The sequence below is a fragment of the Devosia sp. XK-2 genome (assembly GCF_037113415.1).
Taxonomy (GTDB): Bacteria; Pseudomonadota; Alphaproteobacteria; order Rhizobiales; family Devosiaceae; genus Devosia.
Genome location: NZ_CP146608.1, coordinates 2,388,403 through 2,408,376, shown reverse-complemented (window position 1 = coordinate 2,408,376; position 19,974 = coordinate 2,388,403). Strand labels below are relative to the sequence as shown.

Annotated in this window: 21 protein-coding genes; 13 read left to right on the top strand and 8 right to left on the bottom strand. The window is 62.8% G+C overall.

Annotation, left to right across the window (positions count from 1 at the left end; genetic code table 11):
- Positions 1-112: 112 nt before the first annotated feature.
- Entirely contained in the window at positions 113-1,021 is a 909-nt protein-coding gene (locus V8Z65_RS11755; protein WP_338720217.1) for a sugar kinase, read from the bottom strand.
- A gap of 131 nt (positions 1,022-1,152) precedes the next feature.
- Between V8Z65_RS11755 and V8Z65_RS11750 the strand changes: the two genes are divergently transcribed.
- The 3 genes from V8Z65_RS11750 to V8Z65_RS11740 all read left to right on the top strand — a co-directional run bounded on the left by V8Z65_RS11750 (position 1,153) and on the right by V8Z65_RS11740 (position 4,238).
- Positions 1,153-2,625 carry a mannitol dehydrogenase family protein gene (locus V8Z65_RS11750; protein ID WP_338720216.1) on the top strand — a complete coding sequence of 491 codons (1,473 nt, stop codon included), beginning with the start codon at positions 1,153-1,155 and terminating at the stop codon, positions 2,623-2,625.
- 129 nt (positions 2,626-2,754) lie between these two features.
- Entirely contained in the window at positions 2,755-3,681 is a 927-nt protein-coding gene (locus V8Z65_RS11745) for a neutral zinc metallopeptidase (protein WP_338720214.1), read from the top strand.
- Positions 3,682-3,731: 50 nt separating this feature from the next.
- Positions 3,732-4,238: a cupin domain-containing protein gene (locus tag V8Z65_RS11740; protein WP_338720212.1), complete on the top strand. Its 507-nt coding sequence runs from the start codon at positions 3,732-3,734 to the stop codon at positions 4,236-4,238.
- Between the two features lie 21 nt (positions 4,239-4,259).
- Here the strand turns inward: V8Z65_RS11740 and V8Z65_RS11735 are convergent, their stop codons facing one another.
- Both V8Z65_RS11735 and carA read right to left on the bottom strand, forming a co-directional pair.
- The gene (locus V8Z65_RS11735; RefSeq protein ID WP_338720210.1) at positions 4,260-5,165 is read right to left on the bottom strand and encodes an NADP-dependent oxidoreductase; all 906 of its coding nucleotides are present in this window, start codon (positions 5,163-5,165) and stop codon (positions 4,260-4,262) included.
- 5 nt (positions 5,166-5,170) lie between these two features.
- Positions 5,171-6,382 (bottom strand): glutamine-hydrolyzing carbamoyl-phosphate synthase small subunit, encoded by a 1,212-nt coding sequence (gene carA / locus V8Z65_RS11730; RefSeq protein ID WP_338720208.1) that lies wholly within the window; start codon positions 6,380-6,382, stop codon positions 5,171-5,173.
- A 190-nt stretch (positions 6,383-6,572) separates the two neighbouring features.
- Here carA and V8Z65_RS11725 point away from each other — a divergent pair, with 190 nt between their 5' ends.
- The gene (locus V8Z65_RS11725) at positions 6,573-7,025 is read left to right on the top strand and encodes a GatB/YqeY domain-containing protein (protein WP_338720205.1); all 453 of its coding nucleotides are present in this window, start codon (positions 6,573-6,575) and stop codon (positions 7,023-7,025) included.
- Positions 7,026-7,136: 111 nt separating this feature from the next.
- Here the strand turns inward: V8Z65_RS11725 and V8Z65_RS11720 are convergent, their stop codons facing one another.
- Both V8Z65_RS11720 and V8Z65_RS11715 read right to left on the bottom strand, forming a co-directional pair.
- Complete coding sequence (locus tag V8Z65_RS11720) at positions 7,137-8,333, bottom strand: GGDEF domain-containing protein (protein ID WP_338720203.1); 1,197 nt, start codon at positions 8,331-8,333, stop codon at positions 7,137-7,139.
- 54 nt (positions 8,334-8,387) lie between these two features.
- Complete coding sequence (locus V8Z65_RS11715; protein ID WP_338720201.1) at positions 8,388-9,578, bottom strand: MFS transporter; 1,191 nt, start codon at positions 9,576-9,578, stop codon at positions 8,388-8,390.
- 181 nt (positions 9,579-9,759) lie between these two features.
- On the opposite strand from V8Z65_RS11715, the gene V8Z65_RS11710 reads away from it, so the two are divergent.
- Together V8Z65_RS11710 and V8Z65_RS11705 are read left to right on the top strand one after the other, a co-directional pair.
- The gene (locus tag V8Z65_RS11710) at positions 9,760-10,320 is read left to right on the top strand and encodes a DUF308 domain-containing protein (protein ID WP_338720199.1); all 561 of its coding nucleotides are present in this window, start codon (positions 9,760-9,762) and stop codon (positions 10,318-10,320) included.
- Positions 10,321-10,344: 24 nt separating this feature from the next.
- Positions 10,345-11,397 (top strand): endo-1,4-beta-xylanase, encoded by a 1,053-nt coding sequence (locus V8Z65_RS11705; RefSeq protein WP_338720197.1) that lies wholly within the window; start codon positions 10,345-10,347, stop codon positions 11,395-11,397.
- Here the strand turns inward: V8Z65_RS11705 and V8Z65_RS11700 are convergent.
- Positions 11,388-11,762, bottom strand: a complete 375-nt coding sequence (locus V8Z65_RS11700) for a hypothetical protein (RefSeq protein ID WP_338720195.1) — start codon at positions 11,760-11,762, stop codon at positions 11,388-11,390. The genes V8Z65_RS11705 and V8Z65_RS11700 overlap by 10 nt on opposite strands.
- Positions 11,763-11,838: 76 nt before the next feature.
- Between V8Z65_RS11700 and dnaG the strand changes: the two genes are divergently transcribed.
- The 6 genes from dnaG (at position 11,839) to queF (ending at position 17,373) form a co-directional block, all read left to right on the top strand.
- Positions 11,839-13,779, top strand: coding sequence for a DNA primase (dnaG, locus tag V8Z65_RS11695; protein WP_338720193.1), 1,941 nt, complete (start codon positions 11,839-11,841; stop codon positions 13,777-13,779).
- 187 nt (positions 13,780-13,966) lie between these two features.
- A complete protein-coding gene (rpoD, locus tag V8Z65_RS11690) occupies positions 13,967-16,018 on the top strand; it encodes an RNA polymerase sigma factor RpoD (RefSeq protein ID WP_338720191.1) in 2,052 nt (683 codons plus the stop codon).
- A gap of 11 nt (positions 16,019-16,029) precedes the next feature.
- Positions 16,030-16,335, top strand: a complete 306-nt coding sequence (locus V8Z65_RS11685; protein WP_338720189.1) for a hypothetical protein — start codon at positions 16,030-16,032, stop codon at positions 16,333-16,335.
- Positions 16,335-16,622 (top strand): HlyU family transcriptional regulator, encoded by a 288-nt coding sequence (locus V8Z65_RS11680; protein WP_338720187.1) that lies wholly within the window; start codon positions 16,335-16,337, stop codon positions 16,620-16,622. The genes V8Z65_RS11685 and V8Z65_RS11680 overlap by 1 nt, the downstream gene beginning before the upstream one ends.
- Positions 16,623-16,695: 73 nt before the next feature.
- Positions 16,696-16,917: a hypothetical protein gene (locus V8Z65_RS11675; RefSeq protein WP_338720185.1), complete on the top strand. Its 222-nt coding sequence runs from the start codon at positions 16,696-16,698 to the stop codon at positions 16,915-16,917.
- A gap of 3 nt (positions 16,918-16,920) precedes the next feature.
- Positions 16,921-17,373 (top strand): preQ(1) synthase, encoded by a 453-nt coding sequence (gene queF, locus V8Z65_RS11670; protein ID WP_338720183.1) that lies wholly within the window; start codon positions 16,921-16,923, stop codon positions 17,371-17,373.
- Positions 17,374-17,497: 124 nt separating this feature from the next.
- Here queF and V8Z65_RS11665 read toward each other — a convergent pair whose 3' ends face one another.
- Positions 17,498-18,136 (bottom strand): glutamine cyclotransferase, encoded by a 639-nt coding sequence (locus tag V8Z65_RS11665; RefSeq protein WP_338720181.1) that lies wholly within the window; start codon positions 18,134-18,136, stop codon positions 17,498-17,500.
- A gap of 39 nt (positions 18,137-18,175) precedes the next feature.
- Positions 18,176-19,393 (bottom strand): helix-turn-helix domain-containing protein, encoded by a 1,218-nt coding sequence (locus V8Z65_RS11660; protein WP_338720179.1) that lies wholly within the window; start codon positions 19,391-19,393, stop codon positions 18,176-18,178.
- Positions 19,394-19,504: 111 nt separating this feature from the next.
- Here V8Z65_RS11660 and V8Z65_RS11655 point away from each other — a divergent pair, with 111 nt between their 5' ends.
- Positions 19,505-19,951, top strand: a complete 447-nt coding sequence (locus tag V8Z65_RS11655; protein WP_338720177.1) for an SRPBCC domain-containing protein — start codon at positions 19,505-19,507, stop codon at positions 19,949-19,951.
- The last annotated feature ends 23 nt before the right edge of the window (positions 19,952-19,974 follow it).

Genomic DNA, 19,974 nt, shown 5'->3' with positions numbered 1-19,974 from the left:
GCTGGGCGGAGACGCTATGAAGTTTTTACCGATTGGTCAATTTATGACAGATTGATGACGGTGAAAGGGCGCTGACCTGGTCCCGATGCGGGTGGGGAGGGGAGGTCTGGCTCTACTTGACCAGCTTGGGATCGACGAGTGCGCCCTTATGGCCAATGACGATGCCGGCGGTGCGATGGGCGGCCTCGGCGGCGTCGCGCAGGGACTTGCCGTTGAGGCGGGCGGAGAGATAGGCGCCGTTGAAGCTGTCGCCGGCGCCGGTGGCGTCGACGACTTTGGCGCCGGAGGGCGGGGCAATCCGAATGCGCTCCTCGGCGGTGGCGACAAGCGCTTCCTTGCCGCCGTCCTTGACCACGACTTCTTCCACACCGAGTTCGAGATAGCGATCAGCGGTATCGTCTATGGATTTGTCGCCGAAAAGCGGCGCTTCATCAGTATGGGTGGGCAGGACGATGTCGCACAGGCCAGCGGCGGCGGTGAGGACACCGGCCATGACGCGGGGTGAGGACCAGAGGGCGGGACGGAGATTGGTGTCGAAGGCGATTTTGGCGCCATTGTCGCGCGCCCTGACAACGGCGCCCAACAGGCGGCCACGGGCGCGAGGCGCGAGAATGGCCAGGGTAATGCCCGAGAAATAAACCAGTTCTGCGCCTTCGACGGCCTTGGCCAGGGCCTGCTTGTCGTCGGCCAGGAGCTTGGCGGCGGAGGTGTCGCGCCAATAGGTGAAGTGCCGGTCGCCCTTTTCCTGGTGGATCAGGTAGAGGCCAGGACGGCGATTATGAATGGTCTGGATGTGGCCGGTGCCGATATTATTGTCGGCAAGAAAGGCGCGGATATCGCTCGAATAGCGGTCTTCGCCCAGGGCGGTGGCATAGTCGATCGACCAGTCCTGGCCGAGCAGCGCCCGCAGATACCAGGCGGTGTTGAGCGTGTCGCCGGCATAGCCCAGGCGATAGGTGCGGTCTTCGCCGCCGCTCATCTCGATCATGCATTCTCCGATTGAGACGATACGTTTGGCCACGATTTTCCTCCTGAACCTTATGCGGGTTATGCCGGTGCGGGCTTGCTCCGGCAAGGGGTTCCCACTAAAGAGGCTGCTAAACCGAGCGCAACTTCCATACAAGATGGTGCGTGTCTTTGGAGGAGATTTCTGTGTCCAGCCCCCGCCTCAACTCAGCCAGCCTCGCCAAACTCGCCAAGGGGACCAAGGTGCCCGATTACGATCGGGCCCAGGTCTCGCCGGGTATTGTTCACCTGGGCATTGGTGCTTTTCACCGTGCGCATATGGCGGTCTATGTCGACGACCTGCTGGCGGCCGATCCGAGTTGGGGCATTGTCGGGGCGAGCTTGAGGCGCCCGGACACCAAGGAAGCGCTGGAGCCGCAGGACGGGCTTTACACCATTGCCGTGCGCGATGCGGCAGGTACGCATCCGCGGGTGATCGGCTCGATCCTTTCGGTGATGGACGCCAATAGCGAGCGCGAAAAGCTGCTGGCGCTGATGGCCGATCCGGCCATTCGCATCGTCTCGCTGACGGTGACCGAGAAGGGCTATTGCCACGATCCGGCGACCGGCGAACTTGACCGGAACCATGCCGATATCGTGCATGACCTGAGCAATCCGACGGCGCCCAGGTCGGCGCCGGGTATGCTGGTGGAAGCGCTGGCGCGGCGCAAGGCGGCGGGGATGGCGCCGTTTACGGTGATGAGCTGCGACAACCTGCCGAGCAATGGCGAGACGGCCAAGCGGATCGTGACGGCGTTTGCGGCGCTGCGGGACCCTGAACTGGGCGAATGGATGAAGCAGGTGGCTTTCCCCTCGACCATGGTGGATCGCATCGTACCCTCGACCACAGACGCGGATCGGGATGAGGTTACCGGGCTGATCGGGGCGGAGGACTCCTGGCCGATCATGACCGAACCCTTCACCCAATGGGTTATCGAGGATCAGTTCCCGTCTGGCCGGCCGGCGTTTGAAACGGTGGGTGCGCAGCTGGTCAAGGATGTCGAGCCGTTCGAGCATATGAAGCTCCGCATGCTCAATGGCTCGCACTCGACCATGGCCTATTCGGGCTATCTGGGGGGATACGAATATATTTCCGACGTCATGGGCGATCCGGCCTATGTGCAGCTGATCCACGGCTTGATGACCGAGGAGGCCATGCCGACGCTCAACATGCCGGGTGTGGATCTTGGCGCTTACCGGGACGAGCTGCTGGAGCGGTTTCGCAATCCGGCGCTCAAGCACCGGACCTGGCAGATTGCCATGGATGGATCGCAGAAATTGCCGCAGCGCCTACTTGGTACGATCCGGGACCGGCTGAAGGCCGGACACGGGATTGAGCGGCTGGCGCTCGGCGTCGCCGCCTGGATGCGCTATGTGACCGGGGTGGCCGAAGATGGCAGCGAGATCGATGTGCGCGATCCGCTGGCGCTCAAGATGCATGCCATCGCCGCCGATGCGGGGGACGACCCGGCGGCCTTGTTCGACGGACTGGTGGCGCTGAGCGAGGTGTTCGGGGCCGACCTGGCGGGCAATGCCGTATTCCGGGCAGTGGTCGTTGGGCATCTCGAAAGCCTGTTTGACGAAGGTGCACGGGCCACAGTGGCGAAGGTTGCCGGGTGACCGACCAGTCGCTGCGTGGTTTCACCCCCGGCACCTCCCTCAAGGGGAGGGCGTAGAATGGGGTGGAACCTGTTCCGCAGCGCCGCACTTACTGCTAGCGTCCAACGTGAACTGTGAAAGGCGTCGGCGATGAAGTGGCAGGGTCGGGAGCGCAGCTCCAATATTGAGGATCGGCGCGGGCGGCGCGGCGGCGGCGGACTGGGCGGGCTTGGAGGCCTGGGCGGCAATCGGGGCGGCATCCGCATCCCGACTGGCGGGCGCGGCTCGCGCGGGGGCATTTCGAGCCTGATCGGCATTGTGGTGGTATTGGGGATCATCTGGTTCGCCACCGGGCAGAACCCGCTCGACATGCTGACTGGCGGGTCGGGCATGGGGCCGGCGTCCAGCGCAACATCGCGGCAGCTTCCGGCGGAAGGGCAGGACGAGCTCGCCGATTTTGTCGGCGTGGTGGTCAAGGAGACCGAGGATCTCTGGAACGAGCAGTTCGCCGCGATAGGGGAGGATTATCCGGAGCCGACCGTGGTGCTGTTTACCGATGCGGTGAATACGGCCTGTGGCGCGGCCGATGCCTCGGTGGGACCCTTCTACTGCCCGGGGGATAGCAAGGTTTATATTGACCTGAGCTTTTATGACCAGTTGCATCGCCAGTTCGGAGCGCCGGGTGATTTTGCCCAGGCCTATGTGCTGGCCCATGAGGTGGGGCACCATATTCAGAACCTGACCGGGGTGCTGCCCGAGTTCAACCAGCGGCGGCAGAGCATGAGCCAGACCCAGGCCAATGCCTATTCTGTGCGGGTGGAATTGCAGGCCGATTGCTATGCCGGCGTCTGGGCCAATTATGCCGGGCAGCAGAACCTGCTGGACAATGGCGATATCGAGGAAGCGCTGAACGCGGCCAACCAGATCGGCGACGATACGCTGCAAAAGCGCATGCAGGGCTTTGCCGTACCCAAGACGTTCAACCATGGCACGTCGGCGCAGCGGCAGGCCTGGTTCGAGCGTGGTTACCGCTCCGGCAATCCAGGGGACTGCGACACTTTTTCCGGCGATGTTTAGCTGAACCAGACCCGGCGCTCGCGTGTTGCATGAGATGAATGGAGGATCGCATGCAAGGCAATCTGGCTGTCGTTACGCTTGAGCATTTCGCCGATGACGGCGGCATTCCGAACAATGTGCTGCCGGTGGTGATCTATAAGGGTGCGCTATCGGCGCCGTCGGCCGAGGCGATGGAAGCCCTGTTTGACGGCAATGGGTGGCCGAGTGCGTGGCGCTGGAGCGTCTATGATTTTCACCACTATCATTCGCGTACGCATGAATGCCTGGGTGTGGCGCAGGGATCGGCGCGGCTGCAATTGGGCGGCGAAGGTGGCCGGGTTTTTGCGGTGGAAGCGGGCGATGTGGTCGTTCTACCGGCGGGTACGGGGCACAAGAAGCTGTCGGCCAGCGGCGACTTTCTGGTGGTCGGCGCCTATCCGCCCGGATGCAGCGCCGACCTCTTGCGCGGTGAGCACGGCGAACGGCCGGGAGCAGACGAGCGCATTGCGCAGGTGCCGCTGCCGCAAACCGACCCGGTGGGCGGGCAGGCCGGCCCTGTTCTGGCCAAATGGGGCTGAGCCGGGCGCGCCCGGGCCCGATCAATCTATGGCGATAACGATCTTGCCCCGCCCGTGGCCGGTATCGAGTTCCCGGTGGGCCGCGACGATGTCATTTATGGGGTAGGTGCTGCGAACCGTGGCCAGGAGCTTGCCCTGCGCAGCCAGGTCGAGCAGGCGCGCCAGCCGTACGCCGTCGCGCAGGCCTTCGACGCTGCGCAGACCCAGTTCGGCCACACGGCCCAGATCGCCCAGCGAGGCAATGCGGTCGCGCGGGACGCCCAGGGTGAGCGATTGGTCGAGCGTTTCCCCGCCAACGCAGTCCAGAATGGCGGTGAGGCCGTCGGGTGCCACTTCGGCGATGCGCCGCGGCAAATCGGGCCCGGGGGTCAGGGGGGTGGCGCCGAGCGCGCGCAGATAATCGATATTGGCCGGGCTGCCGGTGCCGATCACGCGGGCGCCGCGGGCAATGGCCAATTGCGTGGCGAAGGAGCCGATGCCACCGGCTGCGCCTTGAATCAGAAGAGTATCGCCGACGCCTATGCCCAGGCTCTCTACGGCGGTGTCGGCGGTTTGTGCGGTGCCGGAAAGGGTCGCCGCCTCGGCAAATGAAACGCCGGCCGGGATCACGGCGAGATCGCCCACGGGGACCACGACATACTCGGCCACGGCGCCAAAGGTCCGGCGGCCGGCCACGGGCGTCCCGGCGGCTGGGCCCGCGGTTTCCGGCCCGAGGCTCTCGACCATTCCGGCGAATTCATTGCCGGTGGTTACCGGCAGGGTGAGGTTGGGCATCAGGCGTCCGGAACGGACGCGGCTATCAAAGGGCTGGATCGCCGCGGCTCGAATCCGAACCAGGGCTTCCCCAGGGCCGGGTTGGGGCCGGTCGACGTCCTCAATAACCAGGACGTCGGGGGCGCCAAAGCTGTGAAAACGAGCCGCGCGCATGTCGGTCAGGCCGCTTCGCCCGGCGCGACATATTCGGGCTTCTCGCTCATGCCCTTCTGCTTGCGCACCAGGTTCAGGAAGCGCGTGAAGAGATAGTGGCTATCCTTGGGGCCGGGGCTGGCTTCGGGATGGTACTGCACCGAAAAGATCGGCTTGCCCTCGACAGCCAGACCGGCATTGGAGCCGTCAAAGAGCGAAATATGGGTCTGGGCGACGCCGGCGGGCAGGCTTTCCGCATCCACGGCAAAACCATGGTTCATCGAGGTGATCTCGACCTTGCCGGTGGTCAGGTCCTTGACCGGATGATTGGCGCCGTGGTGGCCCTGGTGCATTTTGGTCGTCTTGCCGCCAAGGGCCAGGCCCAAGAGCTGGTGTCCCAGGCAAATGCCGAACATGGGCTTGCCCGTTTCCATCAGCTTCTGGATGGTGGGCACCGCATATTTGCCGGTTTCGGCCGGGTCGCCGGGGCCGTTGGAGAGGAAGACCGCATCGGGATTATGCGCCAGCACGTCGGCGGCCGTAGCTGTGGCGGGCACGACGGTAACCTTGGCGCCCTGATCGGCCAGGCAGCGCAGGATATTGCGCTTGGCGCCGAAATCGATGGCCACGACATGGAATTCGGGATTGTCGAGCGTGCCATAGCCCTTGTTCCACTGCCAGCCCGTCTGGTCCCAGTGATAGGTTTGGGCGGTGGTGACTTCCTTGGCGAGGTCGAGCCCTTCCAGGCCCGGGAAGGCGTTGAGCTCGGCCTTGATCGATCCCTCGTCGAACTGGCCGGTCGGCTCATGGGCGATGACGCCATTGGGCATGCCCTTTTCGCGGATCAGCGCGGTCAGGGCGCGGGTGTCGATGCCTGCAATGCCGATAATGTTGCGCTTCTTGAGCCAGGCATCGAGCTTTTCAGAGGCGCGGTAATTGGAGGGATTGGTGATGTCGGCCTTGAGCACGACGCCCCGCACGCCCGAGAGGGCCGCCATGTTCACCGTTTCAATGTCTTCGTCATTGGTGCCGACATTGCCGATATGGGGGAAGGTGAAGGTGATGATCTGCCCCGCATAGGAGGGGTCGGTCAGCACTTCCTGATAGCCGGTCATGGCGGTGTTGAAGCACACTTCGCCGGCCGCGTGGCCAACCGCGCCGATGCCATGGCCTTCAAGGCGCGTCCCATCGGCCAGAATCAGAACTGCGGTCGCGGGGGTCTGTTGCCAGCCGGTCACTTTGGAACTCCAAGCTCGGTTTGTCGGGCGCGCGCGACAAGAGCGGTGGCTTTGGGCCTGCCCTGATGCGCGGCGAAGATGTCGGTTGAGGCCTCCTCTTAGAAGGCCAAAGCGGGTAGCGCAAGTGGCGAAGCCCGCGTTTCTTGCCTATATGGGGGCGACAAATTGCATGGCAAGGAGCCGGAGACATATGCGCGAAGATATCAGCGAAGGGCTCAAGCAGGCGCTCAAGGCCCGCGATCAGCGTCGTACCGCGACCCTGAGGTCGATCAATGCCGCCATCAAGGACCGCGATATTGCCAATCGGGGCGAGGGCAAGGGCCCGGCCACCAATGACGAAATCCTGGCCATGGTCCAGAAAATGGTGAAGCAGCGCGAAGAGAGCTTTGCCATTTATGCGCAGGCCGGGCGGAGCGATCTGGCCACGGTGGAAAAAGAAGAAATCGACATTCTCAACGAGTTCCTGCCCAAGGGACTGAGCGAAGAGGAAGTCGCCGCGGCGATAAAGGCCGCGATTGCCGCGACCGGCGCGGAAGGCCCCAAGGACATGGGCAAGGTGATTGCCCAGCTCAAGGCGGACTATCCGGGACGAATCGATTTCGGCAAGGCCAGTGGCCTGGTACGGGCGGCGCTGAGCGCCTGAATGGACGCTTAGAGCATTTCTCATTCTGATCGAATCAGAATGGAAGCTCTGACGTCTTGTTTTGTCGCGCTTCTTAATCGCAAAACTGTGGCTACTTTTGCTAGAAGCGCTCTAAGCGGCGGAGCGGAACCTGGCCGTGTGGACCTGGTTCCGCCCCGCCTCCTTGGCTTTGTAAAGCGCCGCATCTGCCCGGCGCAGGACCGATGAAAATGTTTCGTTCGTGCCGCTGGTGGCCAAGCCCGCGCTGACCGTGGCGATCTGCCCGGTCTGGCCGATGGTGATGCTGGTTTCGGCAAAGGCTTCGCGGATGCGCTCGGCGACGCTGCGCGCGCCGGCGCGGTCATGGCCGGGCAGAATGGCGCAGAATTCCTCACCACCGAGGCGAGCGACAATGTCGATGTCGCGCAGTTGCGCGCGCATGATGTCGGCGAAGCGCTTGAGGACGAAATCGCCATAGGCATGACCGAGCCGGTCATTGATCTGCTTGAAATGGTCCAGGTCGAACATGATCACGGCCAGGTCCGGCACGATTTCGTTGTCGCCGATGCGTTCGAAAAGGGCGCGGCGGTTAAGGACGCCGGTCAGCGCATCGGTATGGGCCTCGGACTGGTGGTGCCGCGCGGCGCGAGCATGATGCAGGGTCAGGGTGATGGCGCCAATGCCGGTCAGGCCCACCAGGGTCATGATGGAATTGAAGTCTTCGGCCCAATTGTCGGCGGGGGCGGTCAAAACCCAGCTTCCCTCGTAAGCCAATACGGCAGCACAGGCGAAGAACGACAGGGCGACCAGGATATAGATGGTGGTGTTGGCGGCCATGGCGATCCAGCCTTCGTGGCGGATAAGCCAATATTCCCGGGCGCAAAGCAGCAAAACGATGCCGGCCGCCACGTTGAGCACGATGGTGCCGGTGCCCGAATAGCCCATCAGAAATGGTACGGCCTGCACCGGTAGGGCGATTAGCGCAAACAGCAGAGCCGGACGCAGCCTGGCCGCTGTGCTGCGGAACAGACGCGAGCCTGAATAGATCAGGGACAGCCCGATCAGGACGAGGGTGAAGGGCGGCAGCGTGAAGGGAAGGTCATAGCGCCCCTGGCGCAGGCTCATGATCGTTACGGCCACCACGATCAGGCCGATACCCAGGGCGCCGTGGGCAAGATAGGTTTCATGGCGCGAATTCAGCCAGCCAATGAGCAGTGCCACCATCAGAGAGGCGCTGGAAAAGGCGATGCCTATGAGCAAAGTCGCGTTGTCTATCATGTCGTCCACCATGGCCGATTCATCCCGGCCAGGCGCACTTAACGCGCTCAAGGCAAATAGGGCATTATGCAATTGCTCCAAATTGCAGCAATGGTGATCGAAGCGTTACTCGGCAGGCATAGGATTTGGCGCTGGCGGCGTTTGCCGGCTCTTGCGCTCGGCGAAAGCCGACAGGGCGGCAATGGCGACGGCCAGGGCCAGCGCGGCCGCGCCGATAAGGGGCAGGGCCTGATAGCTTCCACCGGCATCGAGCAGGCCGGCGCCAAGCACGGCGCCAATGGCAATACCGACATTGAAACCGGCTGGGATGAGCGCCGAGGTCAGGTTGGGTCCATCGGCAGCCCAGAGCAGCATGCGGGACTGCAGAGGCGAGCCGAAGGCGAAATTGGCGCCGCCCCAAAGGATGACGCCGATCGACATGGCAATGGCGTGGGGTGCGGCGAAATAGAGCCCGACGAACAGCAATGACTGGGTCGTCAATATGGCGATGAGCGAGGGCATGAGCCGCCAGTCGGCGAGCCGGCCGCCGATGAAGACGCCGATGGTCGAGCCGGCGCCATAAAGCAGCAGGATGACCGGGATCGCCTCGGCAGGCAGATTGGTGACGGTGAGCAATAGCGGGGCGATATAGGTGAAGAGACTATATTGTCCGATCATCACCAGAATGGCGATGGCAAAGCCGAGAAAGACCTGTTGGCGGCCCAGGGCGGCAAATTCGCGCCGGAAACTGCCGTTGCCAGAGGTCGCGCCGGCCCGGGCGGGCAATACAGCGGCTATCACCAGGGTTGCAGCCAAGCCGAACAGACCAACCGCCCAGAAGGTGGCACGCCAGCCCAAAGCGGTGCCGATGGCGGTGCCGCCGGGTACGCCCAGGACATTGGATACGGTCAGGCCGGCCAGGATCAGCGCCATGGCAAAGCCGCGCCGCTCGGGCGGAACGATGGCCGTCGCCAGGACAAACGCAATGCCGAAATAGGCGCCATGCAAGGCGGCAACGAAGACGCGCGCCAAAAGCAGCGTCTCGAAGCTGGGCGCGAGCGCGCAGAGCGCCTGGCCGAGCGTGAAACCGGCGCCGAGCAGAACCACGAGCAGCTTGCGATTTATTTTCCGGGCTAACAGGGTGAGCGCCGGACCGCCAATGGCAATGCCGATGGCATAGCCCGATACCAGGTAACCGGCGACGGGAATGGACACGTCCAGACCCAGCGCGACATCGGGCAGGACGCCGGCAATGACGAATTCGGCGGTGCCGAAAGCAAAAGCGGCCAGGAACAGGGCAAGCAGGGGAAGTGACATGTCGGCTGCCGCAAGAGGGGAGGAGTAGGGAGCCACCTTCCATGGCCCCATTGCCGGTTCAATGCACATTTTGCGCATCTGAATTTAGAAAATCTATAGTCACGAGATGCTTGGGCGACTCTGCAAGGCGCGCTAGTCTGGATTGGGAGAAGGCAATGCGGTGCGCCGCAAGGAGGGTGACATGCCTGTTTCGTCTGAAATCAAGAAGCGTTTTGCGCTGGCGACCGCCTTACGCGGGCTGCTGATGCTGGTCGGTGGCATTTATGCCGTGCTTTGGCCCACCGAAGCATTGACGGTGCTGGTGCTTTTCGGCGGTGCCTTGTTGCTGATCGACGGGGCGCTGGGCCTGTGGAGCCTGACATTCGGTGGCGGCAAATCGGGCAATTACTGGTTCGACGTCATTGCCAATGCGGCCTCATTGCTGCTCGGTATTGTGATCCTGATCAGCCCCTGGCTGGCCACGATATTCACAGTGACCTTCATTGCCGTGATGGTGGGGCTGGCAGCGCTGTTCGTGGGCGTCATGCAGATCGTGGTGGTGATCCGCGAACGGGAAAGCTATGCGCGCATCTGGCCGGTCATATTGTCCGGAGCGTCCTATGTGCTGCTGGGGCTGCTGTTCTTGTTCTTTCCGATCTTTTCGGCGGCGGTGGGCGTGGTGATCGGCGGCATCCTGCTGATCACGTTTGCCATCGGCTTGTTCGGCTGGGCCTGGCGGCTCTATCAGGCGAGCAAGGCCTGACCGCGCGACAAAGAGATAATTGCCATGACTATGAATTCAGCGCGCGGCCGCTGGAGCGCGGCGCGCGCCAATGAGTGGTATGCAAACCAGCCTTGGCTGGTGGGCGCAAATTTTGTGCCGTCCACGGCCTCCAACCAGCTTGAAATGTGGCAGGCAGAGACATTTGACCCGCAGACCATCGAGCGCGAGCTGGGATGGGCGGCCGGCATTGGCATGAATTCGATGCGGGTGTTCCTGCACGACCTGGTATGGGCCGCAGACCCCGCGGCCCTGCGCGGACGGATCGAACACTATCTCGAAATCGCATCGGCCAAAGGCATCAGCACCATGCTGGTGCTATTCGACTCGGTGTGGAACCCTGATGTGGCGCTCGGCCCCCAGCCAGAGCCGCGGCCGGGCGTGCATAACTCGCAATGGGTCCAGGGACCGGGCCGCGCGCTGGAAGACAGGAGCCAATGGGCGCGGCTCGAAGACTATGTCGGCGATATTGTTACCGCGTTCGGACGAGACGAACGGGTCAATGTCTGGGATGTCTGGAATGAGCCGAGCAATCTCAATGGGGGCCGGTTCGTTGAGCTGGAAAACAAGCAGGCGCTGATTTCAGAAATCCTGCCGCAAGTGTTCCAATGGGCGCGAGACGCAGATCCCATCCAGCCGCTGACCTCAGGTGTCTGGGCAGGAAAGACGCTCTATGACGACGTGCATGCCCGCATCCAGATCGAGAATTCCGACGTCATCAGCTTCCATGACTATCAGACGCCGGAGAAATTCGAGGCCAAGCTGCTGGATTTACCGCGTGATCGGCCACTGTTCCTGACGGAATTCATGGCCCGTACACCGGGCAGTACATTTGAGGGTATCCTGCCCATTGCGCGGCGCGAGAGGATCGCGTGCTATTGCTGGGGGCTGGTGGCGGGGCGCAGCCAGACGCTCTATCCGTGGGATAGCTGGACCGTGTCCTATGTGGATAATCCGCCGGACCCTTGGTTCCACGACGTATTTCATGCCGATGGAAAGCCCTACCGGGCCGAAGAAGTGGCGCTGGTGCGTGACTTGACGGGACGTGGTCAGCGATAGGTCACGGCGATGCCGGCTACGGTTTCATCCCGGCGGAAGATGTCGGCGTCTTCGGGCAGGTTGATCTCGATGGCGCCATTCTCGGTCCAGGCCGGTTCGAGATCGGCCGCCGCGGCGACCGAGACGAAGCTGGCCGCGTCATAGGGTACGTCTTCGCCCTTGGGTACGAGGGCGGCCTGGATATTGGCCGGTGTGTCTCCGCAGTCGCGCGAAAAGGTGACCAGGTCGAATTGTTCGTCGGGCGAGGTCAGGCGCTGGCTTTCGCTCAGCGTGCAGGCCGGCACCATGTCGTTGACGACCCAGAGCGTTACGCCGATGGCCAGGGCCGGACCTGCCGTCAATGCCAGGAGGACGGCGGGGGGCATTTTTGTCGTGCGGGCCATGGGTGTGGATAAGTTCCTGAGTGATGACTTGGCGCGTTGGAGCGCCTAGATAACATATATGCGCTTTACCGATACGTTCCTGGACGAAATCCGACAGCGCCTGCCGATTACGCAGGTGGTGGGCGAACACGTCCTTTGGGACAAGCGCAAAAGCCAGCCCGGCAAGGGTGATATGTGGGCCTGTTGCCCGTTCCACGCCGAGAAAAGCCCGAGCTTTCACGCCGATGACCGGCGCGGCATCTATCATTGCTTTGGCTGCGGGGCGACGGGCGATCATTTTCGGTTTTTGACCGAAAAGGCCGGGATGAGTTTCCCCGAGGCGGTGGAGAAGCTGGCCGGCATGGCTGGGGTGCCGATGCCGGCACGGGACGAGCGGACTGAAAAGCGCGAGGCGGCGCAACGCGGTCTGGTCGATGTGATGGAGCTGGCCGCTAAATATTTCGAGGCGGCGCTGAGCCACAATATTGGGGCGCGGGCACGTGGTTATCTGTTCGAGCGCGGGGTGACGCCGGCGAGCCAATCCCGGTTCCGTATCGGCTTTGCGCCGGATAGCCGCAACGGGCTCAAGGAGCATCTGGCAGCCAATGGGGTGTCGGCCCAGGCCATGGTGGATACAGGGCTGGTCACCAGCCGGGATGATGATCCGCTGACCTATGATCGGTTCCGCAACCGGGTGATGTTCCCGATTACCGATTTCAGGGGACGGGTGATCGCCTTTGGCGGACGAGCCCTGTCGCCCGATGTGCCGGCGAAATATCTCAATTCGCCGGAAACGCAGCTCTTTTCCAAGCGGCAGACGCTTTACAACGGTCAATCGGCGCGGGCGGCGGCGCGGGACGGCGCGACGGTAATTGTCGTTGAGGGCTATCTCGACGTGATCGCGGCGGTGGCGGCGGGCTTTGAGGGCACGGTAGCGCCGTTGGGCACCGCGTTGACCGAAGAGCATGTGCAATTGCTCTGGCGCATGGCCGATACGCCTGTGTTGTGCTTTGACGGCGACAAGGCGGGCCTGAAGGCGGCGGAGCGTGCGGCCGATCTGATCCTGCCCCATCTCAAGCCCGGCAAGACGGTGCGGATCGCGACCCTGCCGGAGGGCCAGGACCCGGACGATTTGATCAAGGCGCAGGGTAGGGGCGCTTTTGCCGAGGTGATCGACAAGGCGCGCAGCCTTTCGGACATGATCTGGAGTTTTGAGACCGGTGGCCTAGTGCCCGAGGCGCCCGAAGAGCGAGCCGCCTTGCAGGCGCGGCTACGCGAGCGGGCCAATTCCGTTCAGGACTCCACCGTGCGCTTTCACTATGCGCAGGCCTTTGACGAGAAGCTCAAAGCGTTCTTCGCGCCCCTCAGGCAGGGCGGCGGGCGCGAGAATTGGCGCGGCGGCAAGCCGGCCTATGGGCAGAGCGGGGCCTATGGCTATCCGGGGCGGGGGACGCCGCGGCTGGTGGTATCCGATACGCTAAGAAATTCGCGCCTGTTGCGAAGCGGGGCCGGCGCCGATGTCAGCCCGCGCGAGGCCACGATCATTCTGACGCTGGTCAATCACCCGACGTTGGTGGAAGACCAGTTCGAGGCGTTGGCGGCGCTCGATTGCGAAACGCCGGTGGCCCAGAAGGTGCTGGGCGACATTCTGGCGCTGGCGGTGCGGCATCACGATATTTCGGCGGATGACCTTCGCTCGGCGCTGGGCGTGCGCGGGCATGGGCCCGCTTTGGCGCGTATGACCGAGATATTGACCCGGCAGGGCGTGTGGCAGGTGGGCGCGGAAACCGCGCTTGTCGATGCCGAGACAGGATTAAGCCACGCGCTGGCCTTGCATAACAAGAAAGTTCAGCTAAATAGGGAATTGAAGGCAGCCGAAGCCGCGCTGGGCGAAGACCCGAGCGAAGAAACCTTTGAAAGGCTGCGGGACATCAAGAACCAGATTACCACTGTCGATGGCACAGAGGCATTGATCGAAGGATTTGGTTCGCTATCGGGACGCGCAACTCGCAGTTTTTGAGGGGAAACCCGAGAGGCTTGCGACGCTGCGCGATTTTGCGTTGTGGCGAATCACTGCCACAAGCCCCGACTGCGATCCACGTCACGGGGCGTTAACGCTCTGGTGATGGAACCTTTACCTTGTCTTGAGTTGTCACCACCTAAGACACAGCCGGGACCATCCGCCCATGGGTCCCGAGGAGTACCAGATGGCCACCAAGGCAGCGAACAAAGCCTCCAAGGAAACCGAGAAGCCGGAAAGCGGCGCACCGGAGACCTCCAATGACAGCCCGTTGATCGATCAGAACGATGCGGCCGTCAAAAAGCTCATCAAGGTCGCCAAAAAGCGTGGCTATGTCACGTATGAAGAGCTCAATGCCGTTCTGCCCTCCGACGAAGTGAGTTCGGAACAGATCGAAGACTTCATGTCCATGTTCTCGGAAATGGGCATCAATGTCGTCGATGAGGACGAGGTCGAAGAGACCGAGGTCGAAAAGGACGAGGAAGACAGCGGCACCGAGGTCGCAACCTCGACCGGCACGGCTGTGGCCAGCACGTCCAACGCCAAATCCGGCTCGGATCGCACCGATGATCCGGTGCGCATGTATCTGCGCGAAATGGGCTCGGTGGAACTGCTCAGCCGCGAAGGCGAAATCGCCATCGCCAAGCGCATCGAGGCAGGTCGCGAGACCATGATCGAGGGCCTTTGCGAAAGCCCGCTGACCTTCCAGGCCATCATTATCTGGCGCGAACAGCTCGCTCAGGGCGAAATTCTCCTGCGCGACATTATTGATCTGGAAGCCACCTATGCCGGGCCGGACGCCAAGCAGGCGGCGCCCGAAGTGCAGGTTGCGCCCAAGCCGGAGCCCGAACCGGTCAAGGAAAAGCCCAAGGCCGCGCCCAAGCGCGCCACATCGGGCGACGATGACGATTACGTGCCTGAGGAGCCCGAGGCCCCGCAGGATCCGCAGGACGACGACGACGACGAATTCGACAACGCGCTGTCGTTGTCGGCCATGGAAGCCGAGCTCAAGCCGCAGGTGGTCGAGACCTTCGACCGGATCGCCGATGCCTATGGGCAGATGCGCGAAATGCAGGACCGGCACGCCGAAGACCGCACCGCCACGGTTTCGGAAGCCGAGACCAGCAGGCTCAGTGCCCTGCGCGCCGAAGTGATTGCCGATGTGAAGTCGCTGTCGCTCAATAATGGCCGTATCGAAAGCCTGGTCGAGCAGCTTTACGACATCAACAAGCGCCTGGTGCGCCTCGAGGGCCGCCTGCTGCGCCTGGCCGAGAGCTATGGTGTCAAGCGCGAGCAGTTCCTCGAGAACTATTATGGCCGCGAACTGGACCCGAGCTGGGAATGGTCGCTGGAAAATTTCGAGGGCAAGGGCTGGGCCGAATTTGCCCGCCGCGAGACCGACACCATTGCCGAAATCCGCAATGACATTGCCACGCTGGCGACCGAAGCGGGCCTGGATATCGGCGAATATCGCCGCATTGTGCACAAGGTGCAGAAGGGCGAGCGGGAAGCGGCCATTGCCAAGAAGGAAATGGTCGAGGCCAATTTGCGCCTGGTGATCTCGATTGCCAAGAAATATACCAATCGCGGGCTGCAGTTCCTGGACCTGATCCAGGAGGGCAATATCGGGCTGATGAAGGCCGTCGATAAGTTCGAATATCGCCGCGGCTACAAGTTCTCGACCTATGCAACCTGGTGGATTCGCCAGGCAATCACCCGCTCGATTGCCGATCAGGCACGCACCATCCGTATTCCGGTGCATATGATCGAGACGATCAACAAGATCGTCCGTACCAGCCGCCAGATGCTGCATGAAATCGGCCGCGAGCCGACGCCAGAAGAGCTCAGCGAAAAGCTGCAAATGCCGCTCGACAAGGTGCGCAAGGTTCTCAAGATCGCCAAGGAGCCGATCTCGCTCGAAACGCCGATCGGCGACGAGGAGGATTCGAACCTTGGGGATTTCATCCAGGACGTGAATGCGATCCAGCCGATCGATGCGGCGATCCAGTCGAACCTGCGTGAAACCACCACCCGCGTTTTGGCCTCGCTGACGCCGCGTGAAGAGCGCGTGCTGCGCATGCGCTTCGGTATCGGCATGAATACCGACCATACGCTGGAAGAAGTGGGCCAGCAGTTCTCGGTGACCCGCGAACGTATCCGTCAGATCGAAGCCAAGGCGCTGCGCAAGCTCAAGCATCCGAGCCGGAGCCGGAAGCTGCGGAGTTTCCTCGATAATTAAGGAGCTGCCTCATGGCGGCTCCCCGTCTCAAACTCACCTCTTTGCGCACCGCCATTCCGTTCAAGCTGGTGGTGACGTTCTCCGATGGCACCTGGGGCACGTTCAATGCGGCGCCGATGCTGGCCGAGCGGGGCGAGGGGACGGAACCTTTGCGGGACCGCGCCTATTTTGCCAAGGTCGACCTGGTCAATGGCAAGCCGATATGGCCGAACTATTTTGACATCTCGCCGCTTTGGTTGCAGGAGGAGATGGACAAGCGCGGTGAGCTGAAACGACCCCGGCCCGCGCGCAGAACAGGACAGGCAGGAGGCTCATAATGTCGTTTTTCAAGAAGCTCTTCGGTGGCGGTGCCGCCTCTGAACCGGAAGGCGACAAGGTTCTGGGCGAAGAGGGCTACAAGGGTTATCTGATCAAGGCCATCGAGATGCGGGCGGGCAGCGAATTACAGCTTGCCGGGCTGATCGAGAAGGAAGTCGAGGGCGAAACCAAGACCTATCGGTTCATCCGGGCGGACAAGATGAGTTCGCGGGAGGACCTGGTGGCGCTGGCGCTGAGCAAGGGTCGCCAGATCATCGACGAGCAGGGCGACCAGATCTACCGCTAAGACCCGAATGTTGAAATGCATGGACGACCGCGGGCCGAACGGCCCGCGGTTTCATGTTTGAAAGGAGGCCGCAATGGCCAAGAAACCAACTGCCCGCACGGAATTCGTGATGTTCGACGTCGTCTATGAGGATGGCTCGCAGCGCTCCAATCGCAAGGTGGACGCCAGCCTGCTCGGCGGGCTGGACGGCGACGAGCCGGCGCGCACCGCCATTATGGAGCAGGACCGTGCCATCTCCGAAAAGTCCGGTGTGCCGCCGCTGGCGATCAAGACGATCAAGCGTTCGGGGAAATAAGAGATGAACAGCGAAACCCTGCAACTGGGCAAGGATGTCGGGGTGCCGCAGCGCCCGGAAGACGCGGTGCTGGACCCCGTGCCCAATCCGCATCCGGACATAAATTATGTCGCGCGCTATGTGGCGCCCGAATTCACCTCGCTTTGCCCGGTGACGGGGCAGCCGGACTTTGCGCATCTGGTGATCGACTATGTGCCGGACCAGTTTCTGGTCGAGAGCAAGTCGCTCAAGCTGTTCCTGACCTCGTTCCGCAACCATGGCGCGTTTCACGAGGGCTGCACCATCGATATCGCCAAGCGGATCATCGAGACCGTCAAACCGCGCTGGCTGCGCATTGGCGGCTATTGGTATCCGCGCGGCGGCATACCCATTGATGTGTTCTGGCAGAGCGGCGCCCCACCGGCCGATATCTGGCTGCCGGATCAGGGCGTGCCACCCTATCGCGGACGGGGCTAGAGCATTTCACCGTTTCGCTGAAACGCTGAAATTGCTCTAAGTTCTTGTTTTATCGCGTTTCCGGACCACAAAACCGTTGCCACTTTTGCTGGAAACGCTTTAGGGCGCTTTTCGCGCCCGCCGTTCAATCTGATGCGGTTGGGCGGCGGATAGCGCGGAGTTTGCCGCTGCTGCCCCCGCCGCAATAGAAGCGCTCGCCGCCGTCGCTTTCCATGCCCGACACCCCCATGCCGGGCGGCATTTCGATGATCTGCAGCACATCGCCGTTCTTCGGATCAACCTGGCGAATGTCGCTGGCGTCGTCCTGCCAGGTTCCGTGCCAGAGCTCGCCATCGACCCAGGTGACGCCGGTCACGAAGCGCGTGGCTTCGATGGTGCGCAGCACCGCGCCGGTTTCAGGATCGACCTGGTGGATGCGCTTGGCGCGATATTCCCCGACCCATAGAGAGCCTTCGGACCAGGCAAGGCCCGATGCACCGTTCCCCGGGGCGGGAATGCTGGCGAGAATTTCGCCGGTCTCGGGGTTCAGCCGGTTGATCTGATCTTCGCCGATCTGGAAAAGGTGTTTGCCGTCAAAGGCAGTGCCGGCGTAGGCGGGGGCGGTGATTGCGCGGGTTGCTCGGCCGGTGGCAGTGTCCAGGGCATTGAGCTTTTCGCCCGACGCGAACCAGACATCGCGGCCGTCATAGGTGACGCCATGGATGTTGTCGACATCCGGATAGGGACCATATTCCGCAATGACTTCGGCAGGCAGGATCTTCATGGGCACGGGTTCTCCTTGGCTATATCGGGCCTGATGAACCTAACCGCCGGGCAGCGGACCGGGGAGTAACAACAATGTCGGGAAGCCTGGCATAGGGGGCGTAATCCACCGCCTGGCCGGACCCTTGCCGAAATTCTGGACCTTGCCTCGCTCGGACAGCTCATCGAGCGCGCGCTGGACGGTTCGGGCGCTGGTGCCCAGGGCGAGCGCTAGAGCCGAACTCGACCATGCTTCGCCATCGGCGAGAAGCGCCAGGAGATTGGCATGTTTCTCGTTTTCGATGGGCGCAAGGATAATCACATCGGCACCGTGCGATAGCAGGCGAAAGCCATCGGCCGTCGCCTCGATCCGCGCCATGGGGGCGAGCAGGGCCCGCAGACGCGCAATTTCCACCCGCAGGCGGGCGCGATGCGACTCGTCGACGAAGCGGGCGCCAAAGGCGCGGGTCAGGAGCACGTCGCGTGTCCGTCCATCCGGCCAGGACTCGGCCAGCGTGCGCAGGAGCGCGAAGAGGACCGGCCGGCTCGCCAGCGATAGGCTTGTGCCGGATTGGCGCGCGAGATTGCGGCAGGCGTCGACGATGAGCGCGTCGGATGCGAGCACTGTCTCGATCTCGTCGACGGAAAGCCGTGTCGAGCCGCCAGCCTGCAGCAATTGGACGGATTGGGTCTCCATATTGCGGGTGGCGGCGACCACTTCGGCAACCAGGCCAGCAATACCGGAGCGCTCACCCGCGATCCGGGCCTCGGCCAGGGCGGCGCGCGCGGAGCGAATATGGAGACGGCGCATGGCGATGCCGGCGCGCAGGAGCCAGCGGGCGGATGCCAGGGCCGGCGGCAGGGCCGCCGCATCGTCGCCATCGAGCAGAGTTTCGGCCTGATCAGGCTGGCCCAGAAGCAGGGCGCGCCGGGCCGCCAGATGCAGGGCATGGGTGGCATTGGCCCGGTCCCCATGGCGCAGCAGAACCGTGCGGACCTCAGGCAGGCGCCTGGCTGGCCAGTTGAGGTCGCGTGAGACCAGGGCAATCTCGGTTTCGGCCAGCCTGCAACGCGCCCGGGCGATGGCTTCGCCGGGACCAAATCGCTGTGCTGCGGACTTCAGCAAGGCGCGGGCGCGAGGCAGGTCGCCCAATTGCGCCATGGCAATGCCGCGCAGAGCGAGGGCTGCCGGGTCATCGCGCAAGGACACGCGCTTGAGCGCGCCGAGGATATCGCCATGGGCCAGGGCATGTCCGGCGGCGGCGATCACGGCATCCATGGCAATCCCGACACAAGTGTCACTCCCAGCATGATCAATATCGGCACTAGCCTGGTTTCGGGCCGCAAAGAGGCGGCGCGTGAATAGGACAAGACAAACAGGAGAGTTTCAATGCCCGATATTTTGCACCGGGTCGCCATGAAGTCCCCCAATGCCGAGGCCAGCTACAAGGCCCTGGCATCGATTGGCGGGCTAGCCGATTGGTGGACGAAGGAGACGGAGGGCGAAAGCGTCGTGGGTGGTCAGATCCGCTTCACCTTTGGCCAGAAGGGCTTTTTCCTGATGCGCGTGCTCGACCTGGTGCCGGGTCGCAAGGTGCTTTGGGAGGTTATTGACGGCCCGGAAGAATGGATCGGCACCAAGGTGCGGTTCGAGATCGACCAGCAGGACGACTATACCGTGGTGCTGTTCAAGCATGAGGGGTGGCGCGAGCCCGTGGAGTTCATGCATCACTGCAGCACCAAATGGGCGATGTTCCTGATGAGCCTCAAATCGCTGGTGGAAACCGGCAAGGGGCAGCCGGCACCTGGCGATGTGAAAATCGACAACTGGAACTGAGAACGCGGTCATCACTGCCGGCG

Excerpts from the sequence above, each read along its gene's own strand:
- V8Z65_RS11700 (WP_338720195.1), bottom strand. The coding sequence starts at position 11,762 with ATGCCCCCCGCCGTCCTCCTGGCATTGACGGCAGGTCCGGCCCTGGCC.
- V8Z65_RS11655 (WP_338720177.1), top strand. The coding sequence starts at position 19,505 with ATGCCCGATATTTTGCACCGGGTCGCCATGAAGTCCCCCAATGCCGAG.
- V8Z65_RS11725 (WP_338720205.1), top strand. The coding sequence starts at position 6,573 with ATGCGCGAAGATATCAGCGAAGGGCTCAAGCAGGCGCTCAAGGCCCGC.
- V8Z65_RS11660 (WP_338720179.1), bottom strand. The coding sequence starts at position 19,393 with ATGGATGCCGTGATCGCCGCCGCCGGACATGCCCTGGCCCATGGCGAT.
- dnaG (WP_338720193.1), top strand. The coding sequence starts at position 11,839 with ATGCGCTTTACCGATACGTTCCTGGACGAAATCCGACAGCGCCTGCCG.
- V8Z65_RS11685 (WP_338720189.1), top strand. The coding sequence starts at position 16,030 with ATGGCGGCTCCCCGTCTCAAACTCACCTCTTTGCGCACCGCCATTCCG.
- V8Z65_RS11715 (WP_338720201.1), bottom strand. The coding sequence starts at position 9,578 with ATGTCACTTCCCCTGCTTGCCCTGTTCCTGGCCGCTTTTGCTTTCGGC.
- V8Z65_RS11735 (WP_338720210.1), bottom strand. The coding sequence starts at position 5,165 with ATGCGCGCGGCTCGTTTTCACAGCTTTGGCGCCCCCGACGTCCTGGTT.
- V8Z65_RS11680 (WP_338720187.1), top strand. The coding sequence starts at position 16,335 with ATGTCGTTTTTCAAGAAGCTCTTCGGTGGCGGTGCCGCCTCTGAACCG.
- V8Z65_RS11705 (WP_338720197.1), top strand. The coding sequence starts at position 10,345 with ATGACTATGAATTCAGCGCGCGGCCGCTGGAGCGCGGCGCGCGCCAAT.
- rpoD (WP_338720191.1), top strand. The coding sequence starts at position 13,967 with ATGGCCACCAAGGCAGCGAACAAAGCCTCCAAGGAAACCGAGAAGCCG.
- V8Z65_RS11745 (WP_338720214.1), top strand. The coding sequence starts at position 2,755 with ATGAAGTGGCAGGGTCGGGAGCGCAGCTCCAATATTGAGGATCGGCGC.
- queF (WP_338720183.1), top strand. The coding sequence starts at position 16,921 with ATGAACAGCGAAACCCTGCAACTGGGCAAGGATGTCGGGGTGCCGCAG.
- V8Z65_RS11675 (WP_338720185.1), top strand. The coding sequence starts at position 16,696 with ATGGCCAAGAAACCAACTGCCCGCACGGAATTCGTGATGTTCGACGTC.
- V8Z65_RS11740 (WP_338720212.1), top strand. The coding sequence starts at position 3,732 with ATGCAAGGCAATCTGGCTGTCGTTACGCTTGAGCATTTCGCCGATGAC.
- V8Z65_RS11710 (WP_338720199.1), top strand. The coding sequence starts at position 9,760 with ATGCCTGTTTCGTCTGAAATCAAGAAGCGTTTTGCGCTGGCGACCGCC.
- V8Z65_RS11665 (WP_338720181.1), bottom strand. The coding sequence starts at position 18,136 with ATGAAGATCCTGCCTGCCGAAGTCATTGCGGAATATGGTCCCTATCCG.